The sequence below is a fragment of the Microbacterium sp. NFH-22A-Y genome (assembly GCF_021401375.1).
Taxonomy (GTDB): domain Bacteria; phylum Actinomycetota; class Actinomycetes; order Actinomycetales; family Microbacteriaceae; genus Microbacterium; species Microbacterium hominis.
Map to the genome: position 1 here is coordinate 16,294 of NZ_JACBGF010000003.1, position 21,358 is coordinate 37,651.

The window sequence follows — 21,358 nt, forward strand, 5'->3', positions numbered from 1 at the left end:
TCCCGTCAGCCCGCCGGCGTCGACGCGGTGGCCGCGCCCCCGTCGCCGCGCGCGATGCGGGCGTCGAGACCGAGATCGAGCGCCCGTGCCGAGTGGGTGAGCGCGCCGACCGAGATCACGTCGACGCCGGTGGCCGCGATGGCCGCGACGGTCTCCAGGCTGACGCCTCCCGAGGCTTCCACGGTGGCGCGGCCCGCGACCTGCGCGACGCCGGCGCGGAGGTCGTCGAGGGAGAAGTTGTCGAGCATGATCGTGCCGATCCGCGCCGCCGCGGTGCTCGCCGCGAGGACGGGCTCGATCTGGTCGAGTCGGTCGACCTCCACCTCGATGTGCGCCGTATGAGGCAGCTCCGCGAGTGCCGTGCGCAGCGCCGCCGTCACGTCGGCGCCGCCCGCGGTGAGGACTGCGAGGTGGTTGTCCTTGGCCATGACCGCGTCCGACAGCGAGTAGCGGTGGTTGCGTCCCCCGCCGCTGCGCACGGCGTGGCGCTCGAGGGCGCGTAGGCCCGGCGTGGTCTTGCGCGTGTCGGCGATCCGCGCCCGCGTGCCCGCCACCGCGGCGACGTAGCGCGCCGTCAGCGTCGCGATGCCGCTCATCCGCTGCACGAAATTGAGTCCGACGCGCTCGGCGGTCAGCACGGCGCGGGCCGGGCCGGCCACGGTGGCGAGCACGTCCCCGGCCGCGAAGCTCTCACCGTCGCGCCGGTGGAGCCGCACCGCGACGGCGTGATCGGTCAGCGCGAACGCGGCGGCGAAGACCTCGCCGCCACTGAAGACGCCGGGCTCGCGCGCGACGAGGTCGGCGGTGGCGACGGCATCCTCGGGGATCAGGTACCGACTCGTGAGGTCGCCCCACGGTGCATCCTCGTCGAGCGCGGCGGCGACGACGCGGTCGATGTGGCGCCGGGTCAGCATGATGCGCCCTCCAGCTCGCGGGACGCCCGGTCGTTCGAGGCCCCGGTGTCGTCGCGCCGGGTGTGCGCGCCGACGGATGCGGTGCGCGCCGCCGCGGCGCCGACCACCTGGGCCGCGACGACGAGCAGGTTCTCGTCCTCGAACTCGGCCTCGGTGCGCGGTGTCTGCGGCTGTGCGCGCCAGCCCGCGATCATCCGGCTCGCGCGATCCAGACCCGCGGCGTCGCGGACGAGGCCGGCGTCCTCCCACATCACCTGCTGGAGGGCGCGTCGCGTGAAGGGCGCGGGCGACGGGATGCCGGCGGTCGAGCCGGCCGGGACCGCCGCGGCGCTGTCGTCGTCGGCGGCCGCGAGCGGCGCGGGGAACGGCCAGAGTCCGGAGGCAAGGTCGGCGGCGACGGCGTCGCCGGCGCGCGCACCGAACACCGCGCCTTCCAGCAGCGAGTTGGAGGCGAGCCGGTTCGCGCCGTGGACGCCGGTGCGGGCGACCTCGCCCACCGCGTAGAGCCTCGGGACGCTGGTCCGGCCGGCCAGGTCGGTGGCGACGCCGCCCATCAGGTAATGCGCGGCGGGAGTGACGGGGATCGGCTCCTGCGACCAGTCGAACCCCCGCTCCCGGACGGCCGCGTCGATCGTCGGGAACCGACGCGCGAGGAAGGCCGCCGTCTGCTTGCGCGCGGGGCCGGAGCCGTCGTGTCCGAGTCCCGTCGCGTCCAGCAGCACGGGGCGACCCGACTGCTCCTCCATCACGGCGGCGATGGCGCGCGCGACCACGTCGCGCGGCGCGAGCTCGGCGTCGGGATGGACGTCGAGCATGAATCGGCGACCCTGTTCGTCTCTCAGGACGCCGCCCTCGCCCCGCACGGCCTCGGACACGAGGAACGCCTCTCCCGGCCGCGAGGTGAGCACGGTCGGGTGGAACTGGACGAACTCCAGGTCGCGGACCGCGGCGCCGGCGCGCACCGCGGCGGCGATGCCGTCTCCGGTGGCGACGGGCGGGTTGGTCGTGTGCGCGTACAGCTGCCCGGCACCGCCGGTGGCGAGGACGACGGCGTCGGCGTCGAGCGACACGCGACGCTCGTCGTCGACGAGCAGGTCCACGCCGCGGGCGCGCCCGTCGCCGTCGAGGAGCACGTCGACGAGGAAGGCGTGCTCGAGGACGTCGACGCCGCTGACCCGAAGCCGCCCGACGAGCGCCTTCTCGATCGCGCTGCCGGTCGCATCGCCCCCCGCGTGCAGCACACGGGGGTAGGAGTGGGCGGCTTCCAGTCCCTTGACGAGGGTGCCGTCGGCTCCACGGTCGAACTCCACGCCCCGTGCGATGAGCTCGCGGATGCGGGCGGGCCCCTCCTCGACGAGCACGCGCACCGCGTCGGCGTCGCTGAGGCCGGCCCCCGCCACCAGCGTGTCGCGCTCGTGCGCCGCCGCGCTGTCGTCGTCGAACATGACGCCGGCGATCCCGCCCTGCGCGTACCGCGTGTTCGCGTGCTCCAGCACGTCTTTCGTCACGAGCGTGACCCGGCATCCGGATGCCGTGGCGTGCAGGGCCGCGGTGAGCCCGGCGATCCCGGAGCCCGCGACGACCACGTGCGGCGCGTCCCGCCGCGCCGGCGGCACCCGCGGGGCGGCGTCGGTCGCGGTCACGGCTTGGCCGCCAGCATCCGCTCGAGCGCGACCCGCGCCGGATCGGCGACGTCGGCGGGCACCGTGATGCGGTTGACGACCTCGCCGGCGACGAGCCGCTCCAGCACCCAGGCGAGATACCCGGGGTGGATGCGATACATCGTCGAGCACGGGCAGACCACCGGGTCCAGGCAGAAGATGCGGTGCTGGGGGTACTGCGCCGCGAGCCGCTGGACGAGGTTGATCTCGGTGCCGATCGCGAAGGTCGTCGGCTCGGTGGCCGCGGCGATCGCCTTGCGGATGTAGTCCGTGGACCCCGCCTCGTCGGCGGCATCCACCACCGCCATCGGGCACTCGGGGTGGACGATCACCCGCACCCCCGGGTGCTCGGCGCGCGCCTTGTCGATCTGGTCGACCGTGAACCGGCGGTGCACGGAGCAGAACCCGTGCCACAGGATCACCCGCGCGTCCGCGAGCTCGGCCGGGGTGGAGCCGCCGAGCGGCTTGCGCGGGTTCCACATCGGCATCTGCGCGATCGGCACGCCCATCGCCTTCGCGGTGTTGCGGCCGAGGTGCTGGTCGGGGAAGAAGAGGACGCGGCGCCCGCGGGCGAAGGCCCACTCCAGCACGGTGCGGGCGTTCGACGAGGTGCAGACGATGCCGCCGTGGCGCCCGACGAAGCCCTTGATCGCCGCCGACGAGTTCATGTACGTGACCGGGATCACCGGCACGCGACCGTCGGCGTCCGGGGCCTCGAGGTCTCCGTACACGTCCGCCAGCTGCTCCCAGCACTCCTCGACCTCGTCGATGGAGGCCATGTCGGCCATCGAGCATCCCGCCGCGAGGTTCGGAAGGATGACCGCCTGCTCCGGGCGCGACAGCAGATCGGCGGTCTCCGCCATGAAGTGCACGCCGCAGAAGACGATCGCTTCGGCATCCGGGTGCTCGAGCGCCGCGTTGGCGAGCTGGAAGGAGTCGCCCACGTAGTCCGCGTGGGTGACGACCTCTTCGCGCTGGTAGAAGTGACCGAGCACCACGACGCGCGAGCCGAGCGTCTGCTTCGCGGCGCGGATGCGGGCGTGCAGCTCGTCCTCGCCGGCGGTGCGGTACTCGGCGGGCAGCTCTCCCTGACGCGGCGAGCCCACGGGGATCACATCGCCCATCGACGAGCCGGGACCGTAGCCGGGACGTCGGTCGAAGTCCCACGGGCCCGCGGCGAGCTCCGTGTTGCAGGTCTCGGCCGTCGAGGCGCCGGCGACGATGGCCTGGATGCCGTGGTCGACGCTCGGGTCGACGGGGTCGGCCGGCGGCGGCGTGAGGGTGGGGATGGTGGCGCTCATATCGTGACCTCTTCGGGAAGGACGGGTGGTGCGGGGGTGTCGGTGGGCAGCGGGCCGCGATCGGCCAGCTCGACGTCGTGGTTGTAGCGGTACAGGCGGGCCGGACGGTGGCTGCCCGTGCGGAAGCGCTCCGTGGGGATGAGCGTCCCCGAGTTCTCGACCTGGCGTCGGAAGTTGGCGGGGTCGAGCTCGCGTTCGAGGATCGCCTCGTAGACCTCGCGCAGGTCCGAGAGGGTGAACAGGTCCGGCAGCAGCCCGTGCGCGATGCGGCTGTAGCCGACCTTGTTGCGCAGCCGCCACAGCGCGTATTCGACGATGTGGCGATGGTCGAAGGCCAGCTCCGGCGGTCGGGAGGCGTCGAACCAGGCGACGTTCTCGGCGTCGGCGGGCAGCTGGGCGCCCTCGCGCAGCAGCGCCCAGTAGACGATGGACACGACGCGGCCGGGGGAGCGGCCGATGTCGCCGAAGGCGTAGAGCTGCTCGAGGTAGCTGGGCGCGAGGCCGGTCGTCTCGGCCAGCGTGCGCGAGGCCGCCGCTTCGAGCTCCTCCGTGCTGTCCAGCCAGCCGCCGGGCAGCGCCCAGCGTCCCTCGTGGGGATCCCGCGTGCGCCGCACGAGCGGGAGGACGACCGCCAGCCGCCCGTCGGCGTCGCGCCGCAGGCTGAAGATGACCGTCGACACGGCGACACGGATGCCGTCGACAGCGGAGTCTGTTCTTGTCATGGTGACCATAACCTCGGCCACGATCTTAGAGTCATCCCGACACGAAGGTCAAACCGACCTCGCCGGATCAGATCGGGCGCCCGCGGCGATCGTGCAGGAAGCACCGAGGACGGCCGGGTACGGTGTCGGCGGAGGTCACCCCGTGCTCATCGTCGACATCATCGCCGCCGCGGCCCTGCTCATCGCGTTCGCGGCGGGCATCGCCCGTGGGTTCTTCGCGAGCCTGGGCAGCGTCATCGGCATGATCGTCGGCGCCGCCGCCGCCCTCTGGCTGCTTCCCCTCGCGACGCCCTGGCTCTCGACCGTGATCCCGTCCGGCGGCGCGCGCACCGCGGCGCTCGCCGCCGCCGCGATCGGCCTGGTCGTGATCGGCACGGCGGCCGGCGCCGCGATCGGCAGGGCGGTGCGCCGGGGCGTCGACCGCAGCCGGCTCCGCGGGCTCGAGCGCTTCCTCGGGGGCGTGCTGACGACCGTCGCGACGGCGCTGGCACTCCTGCTCGTCTCCTCCGGGCTCGCGACCGCCGGCATCCCGTACGTCTCGTCGGCCGTCGCCTCGTCGCGGGTGCTCGGCGCGATCGACGCCCTCACCCCGGCGCCCCTGGACGAAGCCCTGGCGACGGCGCGCGGCGCGCTGCTGTCCGACGGCCTCCCGCGGCTCGAAGCGGCCATCGGTGCGGTGGTGGCACCGACCGATCCGCCCATCACCCTCGACGACCCCGAGCTGCAGGCCGCGTCGGCATCGGTCGCCCGCGTCAGCGGTACCGCGTACGCCTGCGGCGTGTCGATGACGGGCTCGGGGTTCGTCGCCGCGCCGGGACTCGTCGTGACCAACGCGCACGTCGTCGCGGGAGTCGACACCCCCGTCGTCGAGCTTCCCGGCGGGCGCGCCACGGAAGGGCGCATCGTCCTGTTCGATGCCGTGGACGACCTCGCGGTCATCTCGATCGGAGACCTCGCCGCCACGCCGCTTCCCCTCGCCGACCCGGCCGCGCCCGGAACGCAGGCCGCCGTGCAGGGCTACCCGCACGGCGGACCGTTCACGAGCATCTCCGCCGGCGTGCTGTCGGTCGCCTCCGTCCCCGTGCCCGACATCTACGACGCCTCCGCGGCGCCCCGCGAGATCTACGCCCTCGACGCCGACGTGCAGCCCGGCAACTCCGGTGGGCCGCTGCTGACCGGCGACGGCGAAGTCGTGGGCGTGGTCTTCGCGCGCGGCGCGGACGGCGAAGGGCGCGGGTACGCGATGACGACCTCGGTGCTGCGCCCCGACCTCGCCTCGGTGACCTCCGCGTCGCCCACGGTCGGATCCGGCCGCTGCACGGGCTGAACGCACACCCGGCGTGGGCGCTATGCTGACAGGGCAACTGAAGACAGGCCGCATGACGTGTGCGGGAGAGCTCCGGCATCCACGTTCTCGACGGGGCCCGGACACCGAAGGAGCAAGCCTCCCCGCCAATCTCTCAGGTCCGCGTACCGCTCGCGTCCGGCCGCTCTGGAAAGCGATCCCCGCTGTGGGGGGATCCGCCGACGGTGAAAGCCGGCACCCGTGCAGACGGAGCCGGTGAAACTCTCAGGCCCATGACAGAGGGGGAGTTCCCGGCTGCCGGTCCCGGCATCCGCCCGCCCGATCTCGGGGAGAACTCATGCCAGACCTCCGCACCACCGCACTCGCCGATCGCCACGCCGCGCTCGGAGCCTCCTTCACCGACTTCGGCGGGTGGGACATGCCGGTGCGCTACACCTCCGACCTGGCCGAGCATCACGCCGTCCGCACGGCCGCGGGCCTGTTCGACATCTCGCACATGGCGGAGTTCCTCGTGACCGGCTCGGGCGCGGCCGCCTTCCTCGACTACGCGCTCGCCGGCCGCATCTCCACGATGAAGGTCGGGAAGGCCAAGTACTCGCTGCTGCTCGACGATCAGGGCGGCGTGATCGACGACGTCATCGTCTACCGCACCGGCGACGAGTACTTCCTGGTGATCTCCAACGCCGGCAACCGCGCCCTCGTCGCCGACGCGTTCTCGGCGCGAGTCGACCGCGCGGCGGAGATCGTGCGGTCCGGCAGGGAGGTTCCCGCAGACGGCGCCGTCGGGTTCGTCGTCGGCACCGAGCGTGCGCGCATCGAGGACATCTCCGACCAGACCTCGCTGATCGCCGTGCAGGGCCCGCGCGCCCGCGAGATCGTGGAAGCGACGACCGGCGTCGCGGACGTGCAGCCGGCGCTCGCCGACCTCGGCTACTACGCCTGGTCCGCGGGGCGGTTCCAGGACGAGAACCTGTTCATCGCGCGCACCGGGTACACCGGGGAGGACGGCTTCGAACTGATGGTGCCGAACGCCCTCGCTCCGGCGCTGTGGGACGCCCTGCTCGAGGCGGGGGAGCCGCTCGGCCTCGTCCCCGCCGGCCTCGCCGCGCGCGACACCCTCCGGCTCGAAGCCGGCATGCCGCTGCACGGACACGAACTGTCGACGGCGATCCTGCCGGCCCAGGCGGGGCTCGGCCGCGTCGTCGCCGGCGACAAGGACGAGTTCGTCGGCAAGGACGCGCTCGCGGCGGCATCCGACGATCTGCCCGTGCTGGTCGGTCTCGTGGCCGAGGGACGTCGCGCCGGCCGCGCCGGCTACGCCGTGGTGGATGCCGCGGGCACCCCCGTCGGCGAGATCACCAGCGGGGCGCTCAGCCCGACGCTCGGGCACCCCGTCGCCATGGCCTTCGTCCCGCCGGCGCTCGCCGAAGCCGGCACCTCGCTCTTCATCGACGTGCGGGGAACGCTCATCCCCGCGACCGTGACCGCCCTGCCTTTCTACCGGAGGACCGCATGACCGACCTGACCGCCCTCAAGTACACCGAAGAACACGAGTGGGTCGCCCTCGACGGCGACGTCGCCACCGTCGGCATCACCGACTACGCGGCCGACAAGCTCGGCGACGTCGTCTACGTCGACCTCCCCGCGGTCGGCTCCACCGTCACCGCGAACACGGTCTGCGGCGAGATCGAGTCGACCAAGTCGGTCGGCGAGCTCTACGCACCGCTGTCCGGCGAGGTCGTCGCGATCAACGACGCCGTGGTCGACGACCCCTCCCTCGTGAACAGCGGCGCCTTCGACGGCGGCTGGCTCGTGAAGATCCAGGTCGACCCGAGCGATGTCGACGCGCTCCTGGACCGGGCCGCCTACGTCGCGCTCACGGGCGGCGAGGAGTGAACACGGCGCCCTTCCGCGACCGGCACATCGGCACCGACGCCGCCGCCCAGGCCGAGATGCTCAGCGCGCTCGGCTACGACAGCGTCGGCGCGCTCGTGGACCGCGCCGTCCCGGCATCCATCCATGCCGCCCCCGTCGCCGACAGCGCCATCCCCCCGGCGGCGACCGAGGCGCAGGCGCTCGCGGAGCTGCGCGAGCTCGCGTCGCAGAACCGGCCGGCGAGGTCGATGATCGGGCTGGGCTACTACGACACGCTGACCCCGTCGGTGATCGCGCGCAACGTCTTCGAGAACCCGTCCTGGTACACCGCGTACACGCCCTACCAGCCGGAGATCTCGCAGGGTCGGCTCGAAGCCCTCATCAACTTCCAGACGATGGTCACCGATCTGACGGGCCTGGCGACCGCCAATGCGTCGATGCTGGACGAGTCGACCGCCGTCGTGGAGGGCATGCTCGTCGCCCGCCGCGCATCGAGGTCGAAGAGCACCGTCTTCCTGGTCGACGCCGACGCGCTCCCGCAGACCAAGGCGCTGCTCGCGCACCGCGCGGCCGCGCTCGGCATCGAGATGCGGGAGACCTCCTACGGGGAGAGCCTCCTGCCCGCCGATCTCGACGTGTTCGGGGCGTTCGTCCAGTACCCCGGCGCGACGGGACGCATCTGGGATCCCAGCGACGTCATCGCGGCGGTGCAGGCGCAGGGCGGTCTCGTCGTCGTCGCGGCCGACCTGCTCGCGCTCACCCTGCTGCGGTCGCCGGGCTCGCTCGGCGCGGACATCGCGGTCGGCACCACGCAGCGCTTCGGCGTGCCGATGGGCTTCGGCGGCCCGCACGCGGGCTACATGGCGGTCCGTTCCGGCCTCGAGCGGCAGCTGCCCGGACGCCTCGTGGGCGTCTCGGTGGATGCCGCGGGTCGCCCCGCCTACCGGCTGTCGCTGCAGACCCGTGAGCAGCACATCCGCCGCGAGAAGGCGACCTCGAACATCTGCACCGCGCAGGTTCTCCTGGCCGTGATGGCCTCGATGTACGCCGTGTACCACGGCCCCGACGGACTGCGCCGCATCGCCGCCGAGGTCGCCGCGACCGCGGCGCTGCTTCGCGACTGGCTCGTCGACGCGGGAAACGAGGTGCTCCACGAGAGCTTCTTCGACACCGTGGTCGTGAAGGTCCCCGGGCGCGCGGGCGCCGTCGTCGACGCGGCGCGCGAGCGCGGCTTCCAGCTGTGGTTCCGCGACACCGACTCGGTCGGCATCTCGGTCGACGAGACCACGACGCCCGCGGACATCCACGCCCTCGTGCAGGTCTTCGGCGGACCCGAGCAGCGCGCGTTCGGATTCGTCAGCGGGCCGCTTCCCGCGTCGGTGCCGTCGTCGCTGTGGCGGGTCGACGAGTTCCTGACGCACCCCGTGTTCCAGGCGCACCACTCCGAGACGGCGATGATGCGCTACCTCAAGCAGCTCGCCGACCGCGACTACGCGCTCGATCGCGGCATGATCCCGCTGGGCTCGTGCACGATGAAGCTCAACGCCGCCACCGAGATGGCGGCGGTGTCGTGGCCCGAGTTCGCGCGCGTGCACCCGTTCGCCCCGGCGGACGACGTCGCGGGCTACCTCGTGCTCATCGAGCAGCTCGAGTCGTGGCTGGCCGAGATCACCGGGTACGACGCGGTCTCCCTCCAGCCGAACGCCGGTTCGCAGGGGGAGCTGGCGGGCCTGCTGGCGATCCGCGGCTACCACCACTCCCGGGGCGACGTGCAGCGCGACGTCTGTCTCATCCCGTCGTCGGCCCACGGCACCAACGCGGCATCCGCCGTGCTCGCCGGGATGCGGGTCGTCGTGGTCGCCTGCGACGAGGCCGGCAACGTCGACCTCGCCGACCTCCGCGCGAAGATCGCGACGCACGCCGACGCCCTGGCGGCACTCATGATCACCTACCCGTCGACCCACGGCGTCTACGAGCAGGACGTCGTGGACATCACCGCCGCGGTGCACGAGGCCGGGGGACAGGTGTACGTCGACGGCGCCAACATGAACGCGCTCGTCGGCTTCGCCCGCTTCGGCGACCTCGGCGGCGACGTGTCGCACCTGAACCTGCACAAGACGTTCGCGATCCCGCACGGCGGCGGCGGGCCCGGCGTCGGACCGGTCGCGGCGAAGGCGCACCTCGCGCCGTTCCTGCCGTCGCACCCGCTGGCGCAGCGCGCTGAGCACGCGGGCGGCTTCGTCTTCGACGGCGGACCGATCTCGGCGGCGCCGTACGGCTCGGCATCCATCCTGCCGATCTCGTGGGCGTACATCCGGATGATGGGAGCCGACGGGCTGCGGGAGGCGACGGGGGCCGCCGTGCTGGCGGCCAACTACATCGCCGTGCGTCTGCGCGATCACTACCCGGTGCTGTACGCGGGTGAGGGCGGCCTCGTCGCGCACGAGTGCATCCTCGACCTGCGGCCCCTCAAGGAGGCGACCGGCGTGAGCGTCGACGACGTCGCCAAGCGGCTGATCGACTACGGCTTCCACGCGCCGACGATGTCGTTCCCGGTCGCGGGCACGCTGATGGTCGAGCCGACGGAGTCCGAGGACCTGGGCGAGATCGAGCGCTTCATCGAGGCCATGATCGCGATCCGGGCCGAAGCGGATGCCGTGGCATCCGGCACCTGGCCCGCCGACGACAACCCGCTCGCGAACGCGCCGCACACCGCGGAGTCGATCGCCGTGGGGGAGTGGACGCATCCGTACACCCGCGAGCTCGCCGTGTACCCCGTGCACAGCCTCGTGCGCACCAAGTACTGGCCGCCCGTGCGACGGATCGACAACGCGTACGGCGACCGCAACCTGGTCTGCGCCTGCCCGCCGCCGGAGGCCTTCGCCTGACGCCCGCGCGGCCCGCGCTGCCCGCCGTGTGAGACACACCTCTCGCGCCGAGAAACCACTGCAGATCGTGTGTCTCGGCGCGGAGGTGATGTCTCGGCGCGGGTGTGGCGTCCCGCGCGGGGCGCGGGTGGCGGATCAGGAGAAGATGCCGGGCCACCAGGCGGCGGCGAGCGGGTACCCCACGAACGCGATCACGTCGATGAGGGTGTGGGCGATGACGAGCGGCATGACCCGCCCCCAGCGGTGGTAGACCCAGCCGAACACGATGCCCATCGCGACGTTGCCCGCGATCGGACCCCACCCCTGGTACGCGTGGTACGCGCCGCGCAGCGCGGCCGTCGACAGGATGATGGTCCACGTGCCCCAGCCCAGGCGTCGCAGGCGGTCGAACAGATAGCCGATGAAGATGACCTCCTCCGTCAGCCCCGCACGGACCGCCGCGAGCAGCAGGAGGGGGATCGTCCACCACGACGCGTCCAGCGGCGCGGCATCCACCTGGACGGTGATGCCGAGCGCCCGGCCGGCCACGTAGAGCCCGAGCCCCGGGATGCCGATGACGGCGACCAGCAGCGCGCCCGCGCCGAGGTCCTTGCCGAACACGTGGAAGTCCAGCCCGATGCGGCGGAACGCCGAGACTCCCGGCTCCCACAGCAGGTAGATCGCGAGGGCGATCGGAGCGAACGCGAAGAGCTGGCTGACGAGCTGGTTCAGCACGTCCCAGAACTGCGCCGCGTTGGCGCCCGGGTTGAGCGAGGTCGACTGGTCGCCCAGCGCCTGCTCCCTCGTCAGCGCCTGAACGAGGGAGAGCACCGAGAACACGGCGGAGCGTCCGACCGACAGGGCGAGCACGATTCCGATCTCCCACCAGAGTCGGGTGTGCAGCCTCCTCGTTCTTGGCAGTTCGCCGGTGAGAGAATCGCTCATCTTGTCAGATTGCCAGATGTGCCCGGAACTGAGTTAAGGGTCTGTAACGTTTTCCCTAACGGTTTTGATCAACGCTGATCAGAACTTATGGTTTCGGTATCCGCGCCGTGGGTGTTTCACCCGCCTGCGCATCCATCCCTTACCCAGGAGGAAAATTGAAGAAGTCACGCTGGGGAGCACTTGCCGCGGTCACCGCGGCCGGCGCCCTCGCCCTGACGGGCTGCACGGCCAGCGGTGGTGGCAACGCCACCGACGCTGCGCCGACCGGTGGCACCGTCACGATGGCCATCGTGAACGACCTGACGTCGCTGAACAGCAACACGCCGCAGGGCAACCTGGACACCAACGGCCAGTACGTCTACCTGACCACGGGCGGGTTCTTCTACCCGGACAACAGCTTCAACGTCGTCAAGGACGAGTCGTTCGGCACGTACGAGAAGACCTCGGACGACCCGCTGACCGTCAAGTACACGCTGAAGAAGGACCTCAAGTGGTCCGACGGTGAGCCCATCACCGCCGACGACATGGTCCTCGCCTGGGCGATCGCCTCGGGCCACTACGACGACGCGACCACCGACGCGGACGGCAACGTCACCGGCGGCACGCAGTACTTCCAGATCGCCGGCTCGACCGCGGGCATCAACTCGACCGACTTCCCCGAGGTCGGCGACGACAACACGTCGATCACCCTGAAGTACTCCGAGCCCTACGTGGACTGGGACATCTTCAACCCGATCGCCCAGCCCGCGCACGTCGTGGCGAAGAAGGCTGGCCTGTCGACGGCCGCCGACCTGACGAAGCTGCTCGAGGGCCTGCCCAAGGGCGACCCGGCCGCTCCCGTCGCCGTCAACGACACGCTGAAGAAGGCTGCCGACTTCGTCAACACCGGCTACGACATCACGTCGTTCCCGACCGACAAGGACCTCCTCGTCACGTCGGGCCCGTGGGTCCTGTCGGCGTGGACGCCCGGCCAGTCGCTCACGTTCGAGCACAACCCGAACTACACGGGCAACCTCGCCCCGAAGATCGACAAGCTCGTCATGCGCATCATCGGTGACGCGGCCGCCCAGGTGACCGCCCTGCAGAACGGCGAGGTCGACCTCGTCTACCCGCAGGCGTCCGCCGACACCAAGAAGTCGCTCGAGGCCGTCTCCGGCGCCCAGGTCATCACCGGTGACCAGGTCTCCTACGACCACCTCGACCTGAACTTCGGCTCCGAGGTCTTCAGCGACGCCACGGTCCGTGAGGCGTTCCTGCTCACGATCCCGCGCCAGCAGATCCTCGACGCGATCGTGACGCCGGTCAACCCCGACGCCAAGGTCCTCGACTCGCAGCTGTGGCTGCCGAGCCAGTCGGAGTACGCGACCACGGTCAAGCAGAACGGTTCGGACAAGTACGACCCGTCGAAGCTCGACGAGAACATCGCCAAGGCCAAGGAGCTCCTCGCCGGCAAGACGCCGACCGTGAAGATCCTCTACAACACCAAGAACCCGAACCGCGTGGACGAGTTCCAGGCGATCCAGTCCTCGGCGGCGAAGGCCGGCTTCCAGGTCGTCGACGGCGGAGACCCCAAGTGGTCGACGCTCCTCGCCGGCGGCAACTACGACGCGTCGCTGTTCGGCTGGATCTCGGCCGGCATCGGCACGGCGCAGATCCCGCAGCTGTTCGCCTCGGACGGCGGCGGTAACTACAACCGCTTCACCGCGGCCAACGACGACGCCGTGGCCACGCAGACCACCGTCGACAAGGACAAGCTGACCGACCTCATGCTGGCGATCGACAAGACCGCCTTCACCGAGGGCTACGGCCTGCCCCTCTTCCAGGCACCCGGCATCTACGGCGTCTCCAGCAAGCTGGACGGCGTGAAGTACATGGGCAACCAGACCGGTCCGATCTGGAACAACTGGGAGTGGTCCGTCAAGAAGAGCACCAACACCAAGTAGTACCCACGCCAGGGTGGCGTCTACGGTAGATCCCGAAGGCGCCACCCTGGCCCCTGTCTGTCAACCGATGGGACGGGCGATCGCAACCCGATGCCGCCGTCCCGTCGCACGTCGAAGTGAGTGACCTTTGGTCGGTTTCATTCTCCGTAGGGTCGGTGTGTCGATCCTCATCCTTCTTGCGGCATCCTTCGTGATGTTCAACCTCGTCGCGTTGTCCACGGATCCGCTCGAGGATCTGCGCGCGTCGAACAACCCCAACAAGCAGCAGCTCATCGAGGCGCGCATCCAGCTCGCCAACCTCGATGTGGCGCCGCCGCTGCGGTGGGCGATGTGGGTCGGGGGAGCCGCCAAGTGCCTCATCCCGTTCGCCAACGCCTGCGACCTCGGCACCACGTTCCAGGGCGCGCCCGTGACGGACGTCCTGCCGATCGCCATGGTCTCCACGGTTCAGATGGTCACAGCGGCGCTGCTGCTGGCCATCCTTTTCGGTATCTCCACCGGCATCCTCTCCGCCCTTCGCGAGAACAGCGGCTTCGACGTGTCCTTCACGGTGCTGAGCCTGTTCCTGTACTCGCTGCCGTCGTTCCTCGCGGCCGCGCTGCTGAAGAACTTCGTCGCGATCGGCTTCAACGACTTCCTGCAGGATCCGGTGATCCCCATCGTGGTCTCGATCGTCATCGGACTCGTGGTCGCCCTCATCGTCCAAGCCGTGGTGGGCGGGGACGGCCGCCGGCGGCTGACCTCCGGGGGAACGAGCTTCGTGCTCACCGCGGGCCTGCTGCTGTACATGAGCGCCACCGGCTGGTTCCTCACCCCCGGGTTCGGACCCATCGGCGTGATCGTGCTGAGCGCGGGAGCCGCGCTCGGCGTGACCCTCCTCATCGCGGGGCTGCGCCAGCGCCGCGCGCTGCTGACCGCCGGCATCGTCGCCGTCGTCGGCATCGTCTGCTACTTCGCGCTCCAGGGCCTGTTCGACGTGTCGACCTTCTGGACGCTCGTCATCCTGTTCGTGATCGCCCTCGCGGTCGGACTCGCCACCGGCTTCTTCGTGGGCGGCGACGACCGCGCGCAGAACATGCGCATCGGGGTGCTCGTCGCGATCCTGGTCAGCGTCATCATCCTGATCGACCGCTTCATGCAGTCCTTCCCCGGGTACATGGACGACATGAACGGTCGCCCGATCGCGACCGTCGGCTCGTCCACCCCCGGCTACGCCCCGGACAACATGTGGCGCGTCGGTCTCGACGTCTTCTTCCACCTGCTGCTTCCCACGGTGTCGCTGCTCACGATCTCGTTCGCCGGCTACACGCGCTACGCGCGCGCGGGCATGATCGAGGTGCTCAGCCAGGACTACGTGCGCACCGCCCGCGCCAAGGGCATGCCTGAGCGCGTCGTCGTCGTCCGTCACGCGTTCCGCAACGTGCTGATCCCCATCACGACGCTGGTCGCGACGGACCTCGGCGGCTTGTTGGGCGGTGCGATCATCACCGAGTTCATCTTCGCGATCCCCGGCATGGGCGCCCTGTTCCAGAGATCCCTGGGGCCGGGTGACCTGTACCCCGTGATGGGCTACTTCATCGTCATCGCCTTCATGGCCATCCTGTTCAACTTCCTTGCCGATCTCGCGTATGCGGCACTCGACCCGAGAGTGAGGGTCCGCTGATGTCCAGCACCATCTCCGAAGCCCCCGGTGACGTCGAGGAGACGCGCTCGGTCAGCCAGAGCCGCATCATCTGGCGTCGCTTCCTCTCGCAGAAGGTCGGCCTCATCGCCGCCATCGTGCTGCTGGCCGTCGTCGCGTTCGCGACGAGCGCCGTCGGCGTGGGCCCCATCCCGGGCTGGTGGAAGTACAACTGGTACGACCTGTCGAACAGCGTGAACGGCGGCGAGCCGACGCTGACGCTGATCCCGTTCTCGCTCGGCGACCACCCCTTCGGCCAGGACCGCATCGGTCGCGACTACTTCGCGATGACGATGCGCGGCATCCAGAACTCGTTCGTCGCCATGGTGCTCATCACGGGCATCGCGCTCGTGGTGGGTGTGACCGTCGGCGCCATCGCCGGCTACTTCCGCGGGTGGGTGGATGCCGTCCTCATGCGCTTGACGGACGTGTTCATCGTGATCCCGGCCATCGTCATCGCGGCGGTCGTCGGAAACTGGGCCGGCGCCGTCGGCGTGTGGGTGCTCGGCATCATGCTCGGCTTCTTCAGCTGGATGGTCATCGCCCGCCTGGTGCGCGGCGAGTTCCTCTCGCTGCGCGAGCGCGAGTTCGTGGAGGCCGCGCGCGTGGCCGGCGCCTCCGACGCCCGGATCATCTTCCGCCACATCCTGCCCAACGCGACCGGCGTCATCATCGTCTCGGGCTCGCTCCTGGCGGCCGGCGCGATCCTGCTCGAGGCGGCGATCTCGCTGCTGGGCTACGGCATCCGCTCTCCTGATGTGTCGCTGGGTCTGCTCATCGGCGTGAACCAGTCGGCGTTCACCGTGCGTCCGTGGCTGTTCTGGTGGCCCGCCCTGTTCATCGTCGTGCTGGCGCTGTCGGCGAACATCTTCGGCGACGCGCTGCGCGAGGCGTTCGACCCGCGCAGCCGCCGGTTCTCCCGCCGTCGCACGAAGGACCGTGCGAACGGCGTCGAGCCGGATGTCGCGCCGCCGACGTCGCTGATGGATGCCGGTGCGCAGAACCCCCGGACCGGAACGCCGACCCTGCAGGATCCGGAGTAAGCCGGATGCGGTCAGAGGTTCAGCAGCGCCGGGAACGTCGCGCCGGCCAGCAGCACGGTGAGCGCGATGGCGCCGACGTGCACGCGGGTGTGGGCGCGGTCGCTGGCCGCGCGTCCGAGAGGGATGCGCTCCTGTTCGACCAGTGCGCTCCAGACGCCGCGCACGATGTAGGCGGCGTCGCCCGAGTCGGTGCCCAGCGCGTCGGACTTGCGCAGGACGCCGCCCTCCTGATGCGGTCCGAGGCTGTCGCGCCCGCCGCGGGGTCGCGTGAGCGCGCCGGCGGCCGGAGCCGCAGACGACCGGTACCGCCGGCCCGGCGTGACGACGGTCAGGGCGAAGCGCGTGTCGATGTCGACCACGATCGTCCACGGGATCTCGACGGTCGCGTACGGGTTGACGAGCGTGATGGCGGCGTCATCCCAGTGGATGCGCGGACGCCAGAACAGCTCGGCGACCAGCACGGCCAGCAGAGCCAGCGGCACCAGGCCCCACAGGTACGCCGACGTCCGCGCCGCGCCCACCAGCACGACGAGCATCGCCCCCACGGCGATCGCCGCCCACGCGCCGATCGAGATCACGGTGTTGGTGGTCGACCGGTACTGGCGCACATCTTCCGTCATCCCCCCATCGTCGCATCCCGGATCACGAGTCCGTTCGCACGCACAACAGAAGGAACCCGCCGATGAGAACGTCCCGCGGCATGCTGCCCACCACTGAGGCGCACCAGCCCGATCGCGGCCCGGTGCTCGAGGTCACGGACCTCAATGTCGACTTCGGCGTCGACGGCTATTGGGTGCCCGCGGCGCGGCACGTGTCGTACTCGATCGCCTCGGGGGAGGTGCTCGCCATCGTCGGCGAGTCCGGCTCGGGCAAGAGCGTCTCGTCGATGTCGCTGCTCGGGCTCCTCCCGAAGAACTCGCGGGTGAGCGGCAGTGCGAAGCTCGACGGCCGCGAGCTGATCGGGATGAAGCCGCGCGACATGCAGGAGATCCGCGGCAACCAGATCTCGATGATCTTCCAGGAGCCGATGACCGCGCTGAACCCGGTGCTGACCGTCGGGTTCCAGATCGTGGAGACCCTGCGTCAGCACTTCGGCGTCTCCCCGGCGGAGGCCAAGGCGCGAGCGATCGAGCTGCTGACCCTCGTCGAGCTGCCCGACCCGGTGAAGGCGTTCGACTCCTACCCCCACCAGCTGTCCGGCGGTCAGCGCCAGCGCGCGATGATCGCGCAGTCGCTGTCCTGCGACCCGCTGCTGCTGGTCGCCGACGAGCCCACCACGGCCCTCGACGTGACGGTCCAGGCCGAGATCCTCGAGCTGATGCGCAAGCTGCAGGACCGGCTCGGCTCCGCGATCCTGCTCATCACGCACGATATGGGCGTCGTCGCCGACATGGCCGACCGCATCGTGGTCATGCGTCAGGGCGACATCGTCGAGACGGGCGCCGTGGCCGAGGTGTTCGCCGATCCGCAGCATCCGTACACGCGTGCGCTCCTGGCGGCCGTGCCGCGGATCACCACCGAGGACCTGCAGGCTCCCGAGGCGGCCCATCCGACCGCTCCGGTCGTCGTCTCCTTCGACGACGTCGCGATCGAGTACCCCAAGCGCGGCCGCGTGCCGGCTTTCCGCGCGGCGGACCACATCGACCTGAAGATCTATCAGGGCGAAGTGCTGGGCCTCGTCGGCGAGTCGGGGTCGGGCAAGACGACGATCGGACGCGCGACGATCGGCCTGCTGCCGATCCACTCCGGACGTCTCGAGGTGGCCGGGATGGACATCTCGAAGGCCGGCCGCGATCAGTTGCACGCGCTGCACCACGAGGTGGGCATCGTCTTCCAGGACCCCTCCAGCTCGCTGAACCCGCGCATGACCATCGGCGACTCCATCGCCGAGCCGATCCTGCTGTCGGAGAAGATCAAGGGCGCCCCGCTCGACAAGCGCGTCCGCGCGCTGCTGGACTCGGTGCGCCTGCCGCGCGAGTACGCCTCGCGCTACCCGCACGAGCTCTCCGGCGGCCAGAAGCAGCGTGTCGGCATCGCCCGCGCGCTCGCGCTGAACCCGAAGGTGCTCGTGGCCGACGAGCCCACCAGCGCGCTGGACGTCTCGGTGCAGGCGACGGTGCTCGAGCTGCTGAAGGACCTCCAGCGCGAGCGCGGGTTCGCGTGCCTGTTCATCAGCCACGACCTCGCCGTCATCGACGAGCTCGCCGACCGCATCGCCGTGATGCGCCACGGCGCGCTCGTCGAGGTGGGCAGCCGCGACCAGATCATGCGCCGCCCGCAGCAGGCGTACACCAAGCGGCTGCTGGCCGCCGTCCCCGTCCCCGACCCGGAGATCCAGCGCGAGCGTCGCGACCGGCGCCTGGCCGATCTGGCCGCCGGCGTCGACGCCGACGAGGTTCCCGGAGACGCCGCTCCGGCGTGACGGTCGGCACCGGCGATGCCGCGGGGGACGCCGCGGCATCCGGCTTGTAGAATGGGAGGCGCTCTGCTCGGAGCGTCTCCCTTTCTCGTTAGGTCATCTCCATGGCGCACGCCCTCCGTCCGGATCTCCGCAACGTCGCGATCGTCGCGCACGTCGACCACGGCAAGACGACGCTCGTGGATGCCATGCTCCGTCAGACCGGCTCGTTCGGCTCTCACGAGCACATGGAGGAGCGGGCGATGGACTCGAACGACCTCGAGCGCGAGAAGGGCATCACGATCCTCGCCAAGAACACGGCGATCACCTACAACGGCCTGCACACCGAGGTGCCGGTCACGATCAACGTGATCGACACCCCCGGCCACGCCGACTTCGGCGGCGAGGTCGAGCGCGGTCTGTCGATGGTCGACGGCGTCGTTCTGCTGGTGGATGCCTCGGAGGGCCCTCTGCCGCAGACGCGCTTCGTCCTGCGTAAGGCGCTGGAGGCGAAGCTGCCGGTGATCCTGCTGGTCAACAAGACCGACCGCCCCGACGCGCGCATCGCCGAGGTCGAGGAGGAGGCGCACGACCTTCTGCTGGGTCTCGCCGGCGACCTCGTCGACGACGTGCCCGACCTCGACGTCGACGCCCTGCTGGACGTTCCCGTCGTCTACGCGTCCGGCCGTGCCGGCGCCGCCTCGCGCAACCGTCCCGCCAACGGCGAGCTGCCCGACAACGACGACCTCGAGCCGCTGTTCGAGGCGATCCTCGAGCACGTCCCGGCTCCCGCGTACGACGACGAGGCGCCCCTGCAGGCCTGGGTCACCAACCTCGACTCCTCGCCGTTCCTCGGCCGCCTGGCGCTGCTGCGCGTCTTCAACGGCACCCTGAAGAAGGGCCAGACCGTGGCGTGGGTGCGCCACGACGGCACGCACTCCAACGCACGGATCACCGAGCTGCTGAAGACCCGTGCGCTCGAGCGCTACCCGGCCGAGTCCGCCGGCCCCGGCGACATCGTCGCCATCGCCGGCATCGAGGACATCACGATCGGCGAGACGATCGCCGACCCCGAGGACGTGCGGCCGCTGCCGGCCATCACGGTCGACGACCCCGCGATCTCGATGACCATCGGCACGAACACGTCGCCGCTGATGGGCAAGGTCAAGGGACACAAGCTGACGGCGCGCATGGTGAAGGACCGCCTCGACCGTGAGCTCATCGGCAACGTCTCGCTCAAGGTCGTCGACATCGGACGCCCCGACGCCTGGGAGGTGCAGGGCCGCGGCGAGCTGGCCCTCGCCATCCTCGTCGAGAACATGCGTCGCGAGGGCTTCGAGCTGACGGTCGGCAAGCCGCAGGTGGTCACCCGCCGCGGCGAGGACGGCAAGCTCAAGGAGCCGTTCGAGCACCTGACGATCGACGCCCCCGAGGAGCACCTCGGCGCGATCACCCAGCTCATGGCCGCCCGCAAGGGTCGCATGGACACGATGACCAACCACGGCACCGGCTGGGTGCGCATGGAGTTCGTCGTGCCCTCGCGCGGTCTCATCGGCTTCCGCAGCGAGTTCCTCACGATCACGCGCGGCACCGGCATCGCCAACGCGATCTCGCACGGGTACGACGACTGGGCCGGTCAGATCACGACGCGCCAGAACGGCTCGATCGTCGCGGACCGCCAGGGCGTCGTCACGCCGTTCGCGATGATCGCGCTGCAGGAGCGCATGAGCTTCTTCGTGCAGCCGACCGAAGAGGTCTACGAGGGCATGGTCATCGGCGAGAACTCACGCGCCGACGACATGGACGTCAACATCACGAAGGAGAAGAAGCTGACGAACATGCGCTCGTCGACCTCCGACTCCTTCGAGTCGATGACGCCGCCGCGCGTGCTCACGCTCGAGGAGTCGCTCGAGTTCGCGCGCGACGACGAATGCGTCGAGGTCACCCCCGAGAAGGTGCGCATCCGCAAGGTCGTGCTCGACGCAACCGAGCGCGGTCGCGCCGCCTCCCGCGCGAAGCGCCAGGACGCCGGCGCGTAAGCGCGCCGCCCGTCGCCGAACCGCCACGCTCCGGCCGAGCCGCCATCCGGCGGCGCGGCCGGAGCGTGGCGGTTCGGCCGGGGGATAGCGGCTCGCGGCGGGGGTCAGCGCACCTCGGAGACGAGGACGGCGGTGGTGCCGGGGCGGCGGGCCTCGAACACGTGCGGAGCATCTCCGCGGTAGCGCAGATAGTCTCCGGGGCCGAGCTCCACCGGTGCGTCCGTGGGCCCGACGAGCGCGGAGCCCGTGACGATGACGACGTGCTCCGTCGTGCCGGGGGAGTGCGGCTGCGACGAGCGGGGTGAGCCGGGCTCGGCACGCAGGAGGTACAGGTCGCTGCGCGACTGCGGAGCCCCCGCCGCCAGCAGCAGCGCCTCGTACGGCGCGTCCGACGCGCGGATGCCGCTGCCGTCGCGGGCGCGGATGAGCGTGGGAGCCTCGTCGGGCTCCGCCACGAACACGGCGAACGGCACGTCCAGCGCCGTCGCGATCGCCCACAAGGTCTCGACACTGGGGTTGGCCCTGCCGGATTCGAGCTGCGACACGGTGGCCTTGCCGACACCGGCCCGACGGGCGAGCTCCGACACGCTCAGCCCGGCGCGGTCGCGTTCGCGGCGGAGGGCGTGCGAGATCCGAGGGCCGAGGGCATCCATGTCGTTCAGT

Annotated in this window: 16 protein-coding genes and 1 riboswitch; of the genes, 9 read left to right on the top strand and 7 right to left on the bottom strand. The window is 70.8% G+C overall.

Features of this window, described 5'->3' with window-relative positions; translation table 11 throughout:
• Nucleotides 1–5 precede the first annotated feature (5 nt).
• Genes nadC through L0965_RS11070 form a run of 4 tightly spaced genes read right to left on the bottom strand, consistent with a single transcriptional unit; the run spans nt 6 to nt 4,598 of the window.
• A complete protein-coding gene (nadC, locus tag L0965_RS11055; RefSeq protein ID WP_101306053.1) occupies nt 6–914 on the bottom strand; it encodes a carboxylating nicotinate-nucleotide diphosphorylase in 909 nt (302 codons plus the stop codon).
• Nucleotides 908–2,557, bottom strand: coding sequence for an L-aspartate oxidase (gene nadB, locus L0965_RS11060; RefSeq protein WP_232784027.1), 1,650 nt, complete (start codon nt 2,555–2,557; stop codon nt 908–910). The genes nadC and nadB overlap by 7 nt, the downstream gene beginning before the upstream one ends.
• A complete protein-coding gene (nadA, locus tag L0965_RS11065) occupies nt 2,554–3,876 on the bottom strand; it encodes a quinolinate synthase NadA (protein ID WP_101306054.1) in 1,323 nt (440 codons plus the stop codon). Before nadA ends, nadB begins: the two co-directional genes overlap by 4 nt.
• On the bottom strand, nt 3,873–4,598 hold the full coding sequence (locus tag L0965_RS11070; protein WP_101307208.1) for an NUDIX domain-containing protein: 726 nt from the start codon (nt 4,596–4,598) through the stop codon (nt 3,873–3,875). Before L0965_RS11070 ends, nadA begins: the two co-directional genes overlap by 4 nt.
• Nucleotides 4,599–4,740: 142 nt before the next feature.
• Here L0965_RS11070 and L0965_RS11075 point away from each other — a divergent pair, with 142 nt between their 5' ends.
• From L0965_RS11075 to gcvP, 4 genes are all read left to right on the top strand, one after another.
• Nucleotides 4,741–5,925 carry a MarP family serine protease gene (locus tag L0965_RS11075; RefSeq protein ID WP_101306055.1) on the top strand — a complete coding sequence of 395 codons (1,185 nt, stop codon included), beginning with the start codon at nt 4,741–4,743 and terminating at the stop codon, nt 5,923–5,925.
• A 52-nt stretch (nt 5,926–5,977) separates the two neighbouring features.
• Nucleotides 5,978–6,084, top strand: a riboswitch (glycine riboswitch).
• Nucleotides 6,085–6,241: 157 nt separating this feature from the next.
• Nucleotides 6,242–7,420: a glycine cleavage system aminomethyltransferase GcvT gene (locus tag L0965_RS11080; RefSeq protein WP_101306056.1), complete on the top strand. Its 1,179-nt coding sequence runs from the start codon at nt 6,242–6,244 to the stop codon at nt 7,418–7,420.
• A complete protein-coding gene (gene gcvH / locus L0965_RS11085) occupies nt 7,417–7,800 on the top strand; it encodes a glycine cleavage system protein GcvH (protein WP_060960143.1) in 384 nt (127 codons plus the stop codon). The genes L0965_RS11080 and gcvH overlap by 4 nt, the downstream gene beginning before the upstream one ends.
• 56 nt (nt 7,801–7,856) lie before the next feature.
• Nucleotides 7,857–10,667 carry an aminomethyl-transferring glycine dehydrogenase gene (gene gcvP / locus L0965_RS11090; RefSeq protein ID WP_232784054.1) on the top strand — a complete coding sequence of 937 codons (2,811 nt, stop codon included), beginning with the start codon at nt 7,857–7,859 and terminating at the stop codon, nt 10,665–10,667.
• Between the two features lie 135 nt (nt 10,668–10,802).
• On the opposite strand, the gene L0965_RS11095 is transcribed toward gcvP, so the two are convergent.
• Nucleotides 10,803–11,591 carry a CPBP family intramembrane glutamic endopeptidase gene (locus L0965_RS11095; protein ID WP_101306058.1) on the bottom strand — a complete coding sequence of 263 codons (789 nt, stop codon included), beginning with the start codon at nt 11,589–11,591 and terminating at the stop codon, nt 10,803–10,805.
• Between the two features lie 155 nt (nt 11,592–11,746).
• Here L0965_RS11095 and L0965_RS11100 point away from each other — a divergent pair, with 155 nt between their 5' ends.
• From L0965_RS11100 to L0965_RS11110, 3 genes are all read left to right on the top strand, one after another.
• Nucleotides 11,747–13,534 (top strand): ABC transporter family substrate-binding protein, encoded by a 1,788-nt coding sequence (locus L0965_RS11100; RefSeq protein WP_060960146.1) that lies wholly within the window; start codon nt 11,747–11,749, stop codon nt 13,532–13,534.
• 157 nt (nt 13,535–13,691) lie between these two features.
• Nucleotides 13,692–15,197 (top strand): ABC transporter permease, encoded by a 1,506-nt coding sequence (locus L0965_RS11105; protein WP_101306059.1) that lies wholly within the window; start codon nt 13,692–13,694, stop codon nt 15,195–15,197.
• Nucleotides 15,197–16,258 carry an ABC transporter permease gene (locus tag L0965_RS11110; RefSeq protein ID WP_060960148.1) on the top strand — a complete coding sequence of 354 codons (1,062 nt, stop codon included), beginning with the start codon at nt 15,197–15,199 and terminating at the stop codon, nt 16,256–16,258. The genes L0965_RS11105 and L0965_RS11110 overlap by 1 nt, the downstream gene beginning before the upstream one ends.
• 11 nt (nt 16,259–16,269) lie before the next feature.
• On the opposite strand, the gene L0965_RS11115 is transcribed toward L0965_RS11110, so the two are convergent.
• Nucleotides 16,270–16,878 carry a hypothetical protein gene (locus tag L0965_RS11115; RefSeq protein WP_101306060.1) on the bottom strand — a complete coding sequence of 203 codons (609 nt, stop codon included), beginning with the start codon at nt 16,876–16,878 and terminating at the stop codon, nt 16,270–16,272.
• A gap of 62 nt (nt 16,879–16,940) precedes the next feature.
• Between L0965_RS11115 and L0965_RS11120 the strand changes: the two genes are divergently transcribed.
• Both L0965_RS11120 and typA read left to right on the top strand, forming a co-directional pair.
• Nucleotides 16,941–18,680, top strand: a complete 1,740-nt coding sequence (locus L0965_RS11120; RefSeq protein ID WP_060960150.1) for an ABC transporter ATP-binding protein — start codon at nt 16,941–16,943, stop codon at nt 18,678–18,680.
• Nucleotides 18,681–18,781: 101 nt separating this feature from the next.
• A complete protein-coding gene (gene typA / locus L0965_RS11125; protein ID WP_061782245.1) occupies nt 18,782–20,695 on the top strand; it encodes a translational GTPase TypA in 1,914 nt (637 codons plus the stop codon).
• A 104-nt stretch (nt 20,696–20,799) separates the two neighbouring features.
• Here the strand turns inward: typA and L0965_RS11130 are convergent, their stop codons facing one another.
• Entirely contained in the window at nt 20,800–21,348 is a 549-nt protein-coding gene (locus L0965_RS11130) for a helix-turn-helix domain-containing protein (RefSeq protein WP_198553692.1), read from the bottom strand.
• Nucleotides 21,349–21,358 lie beyond the last annotated feature (10 nt).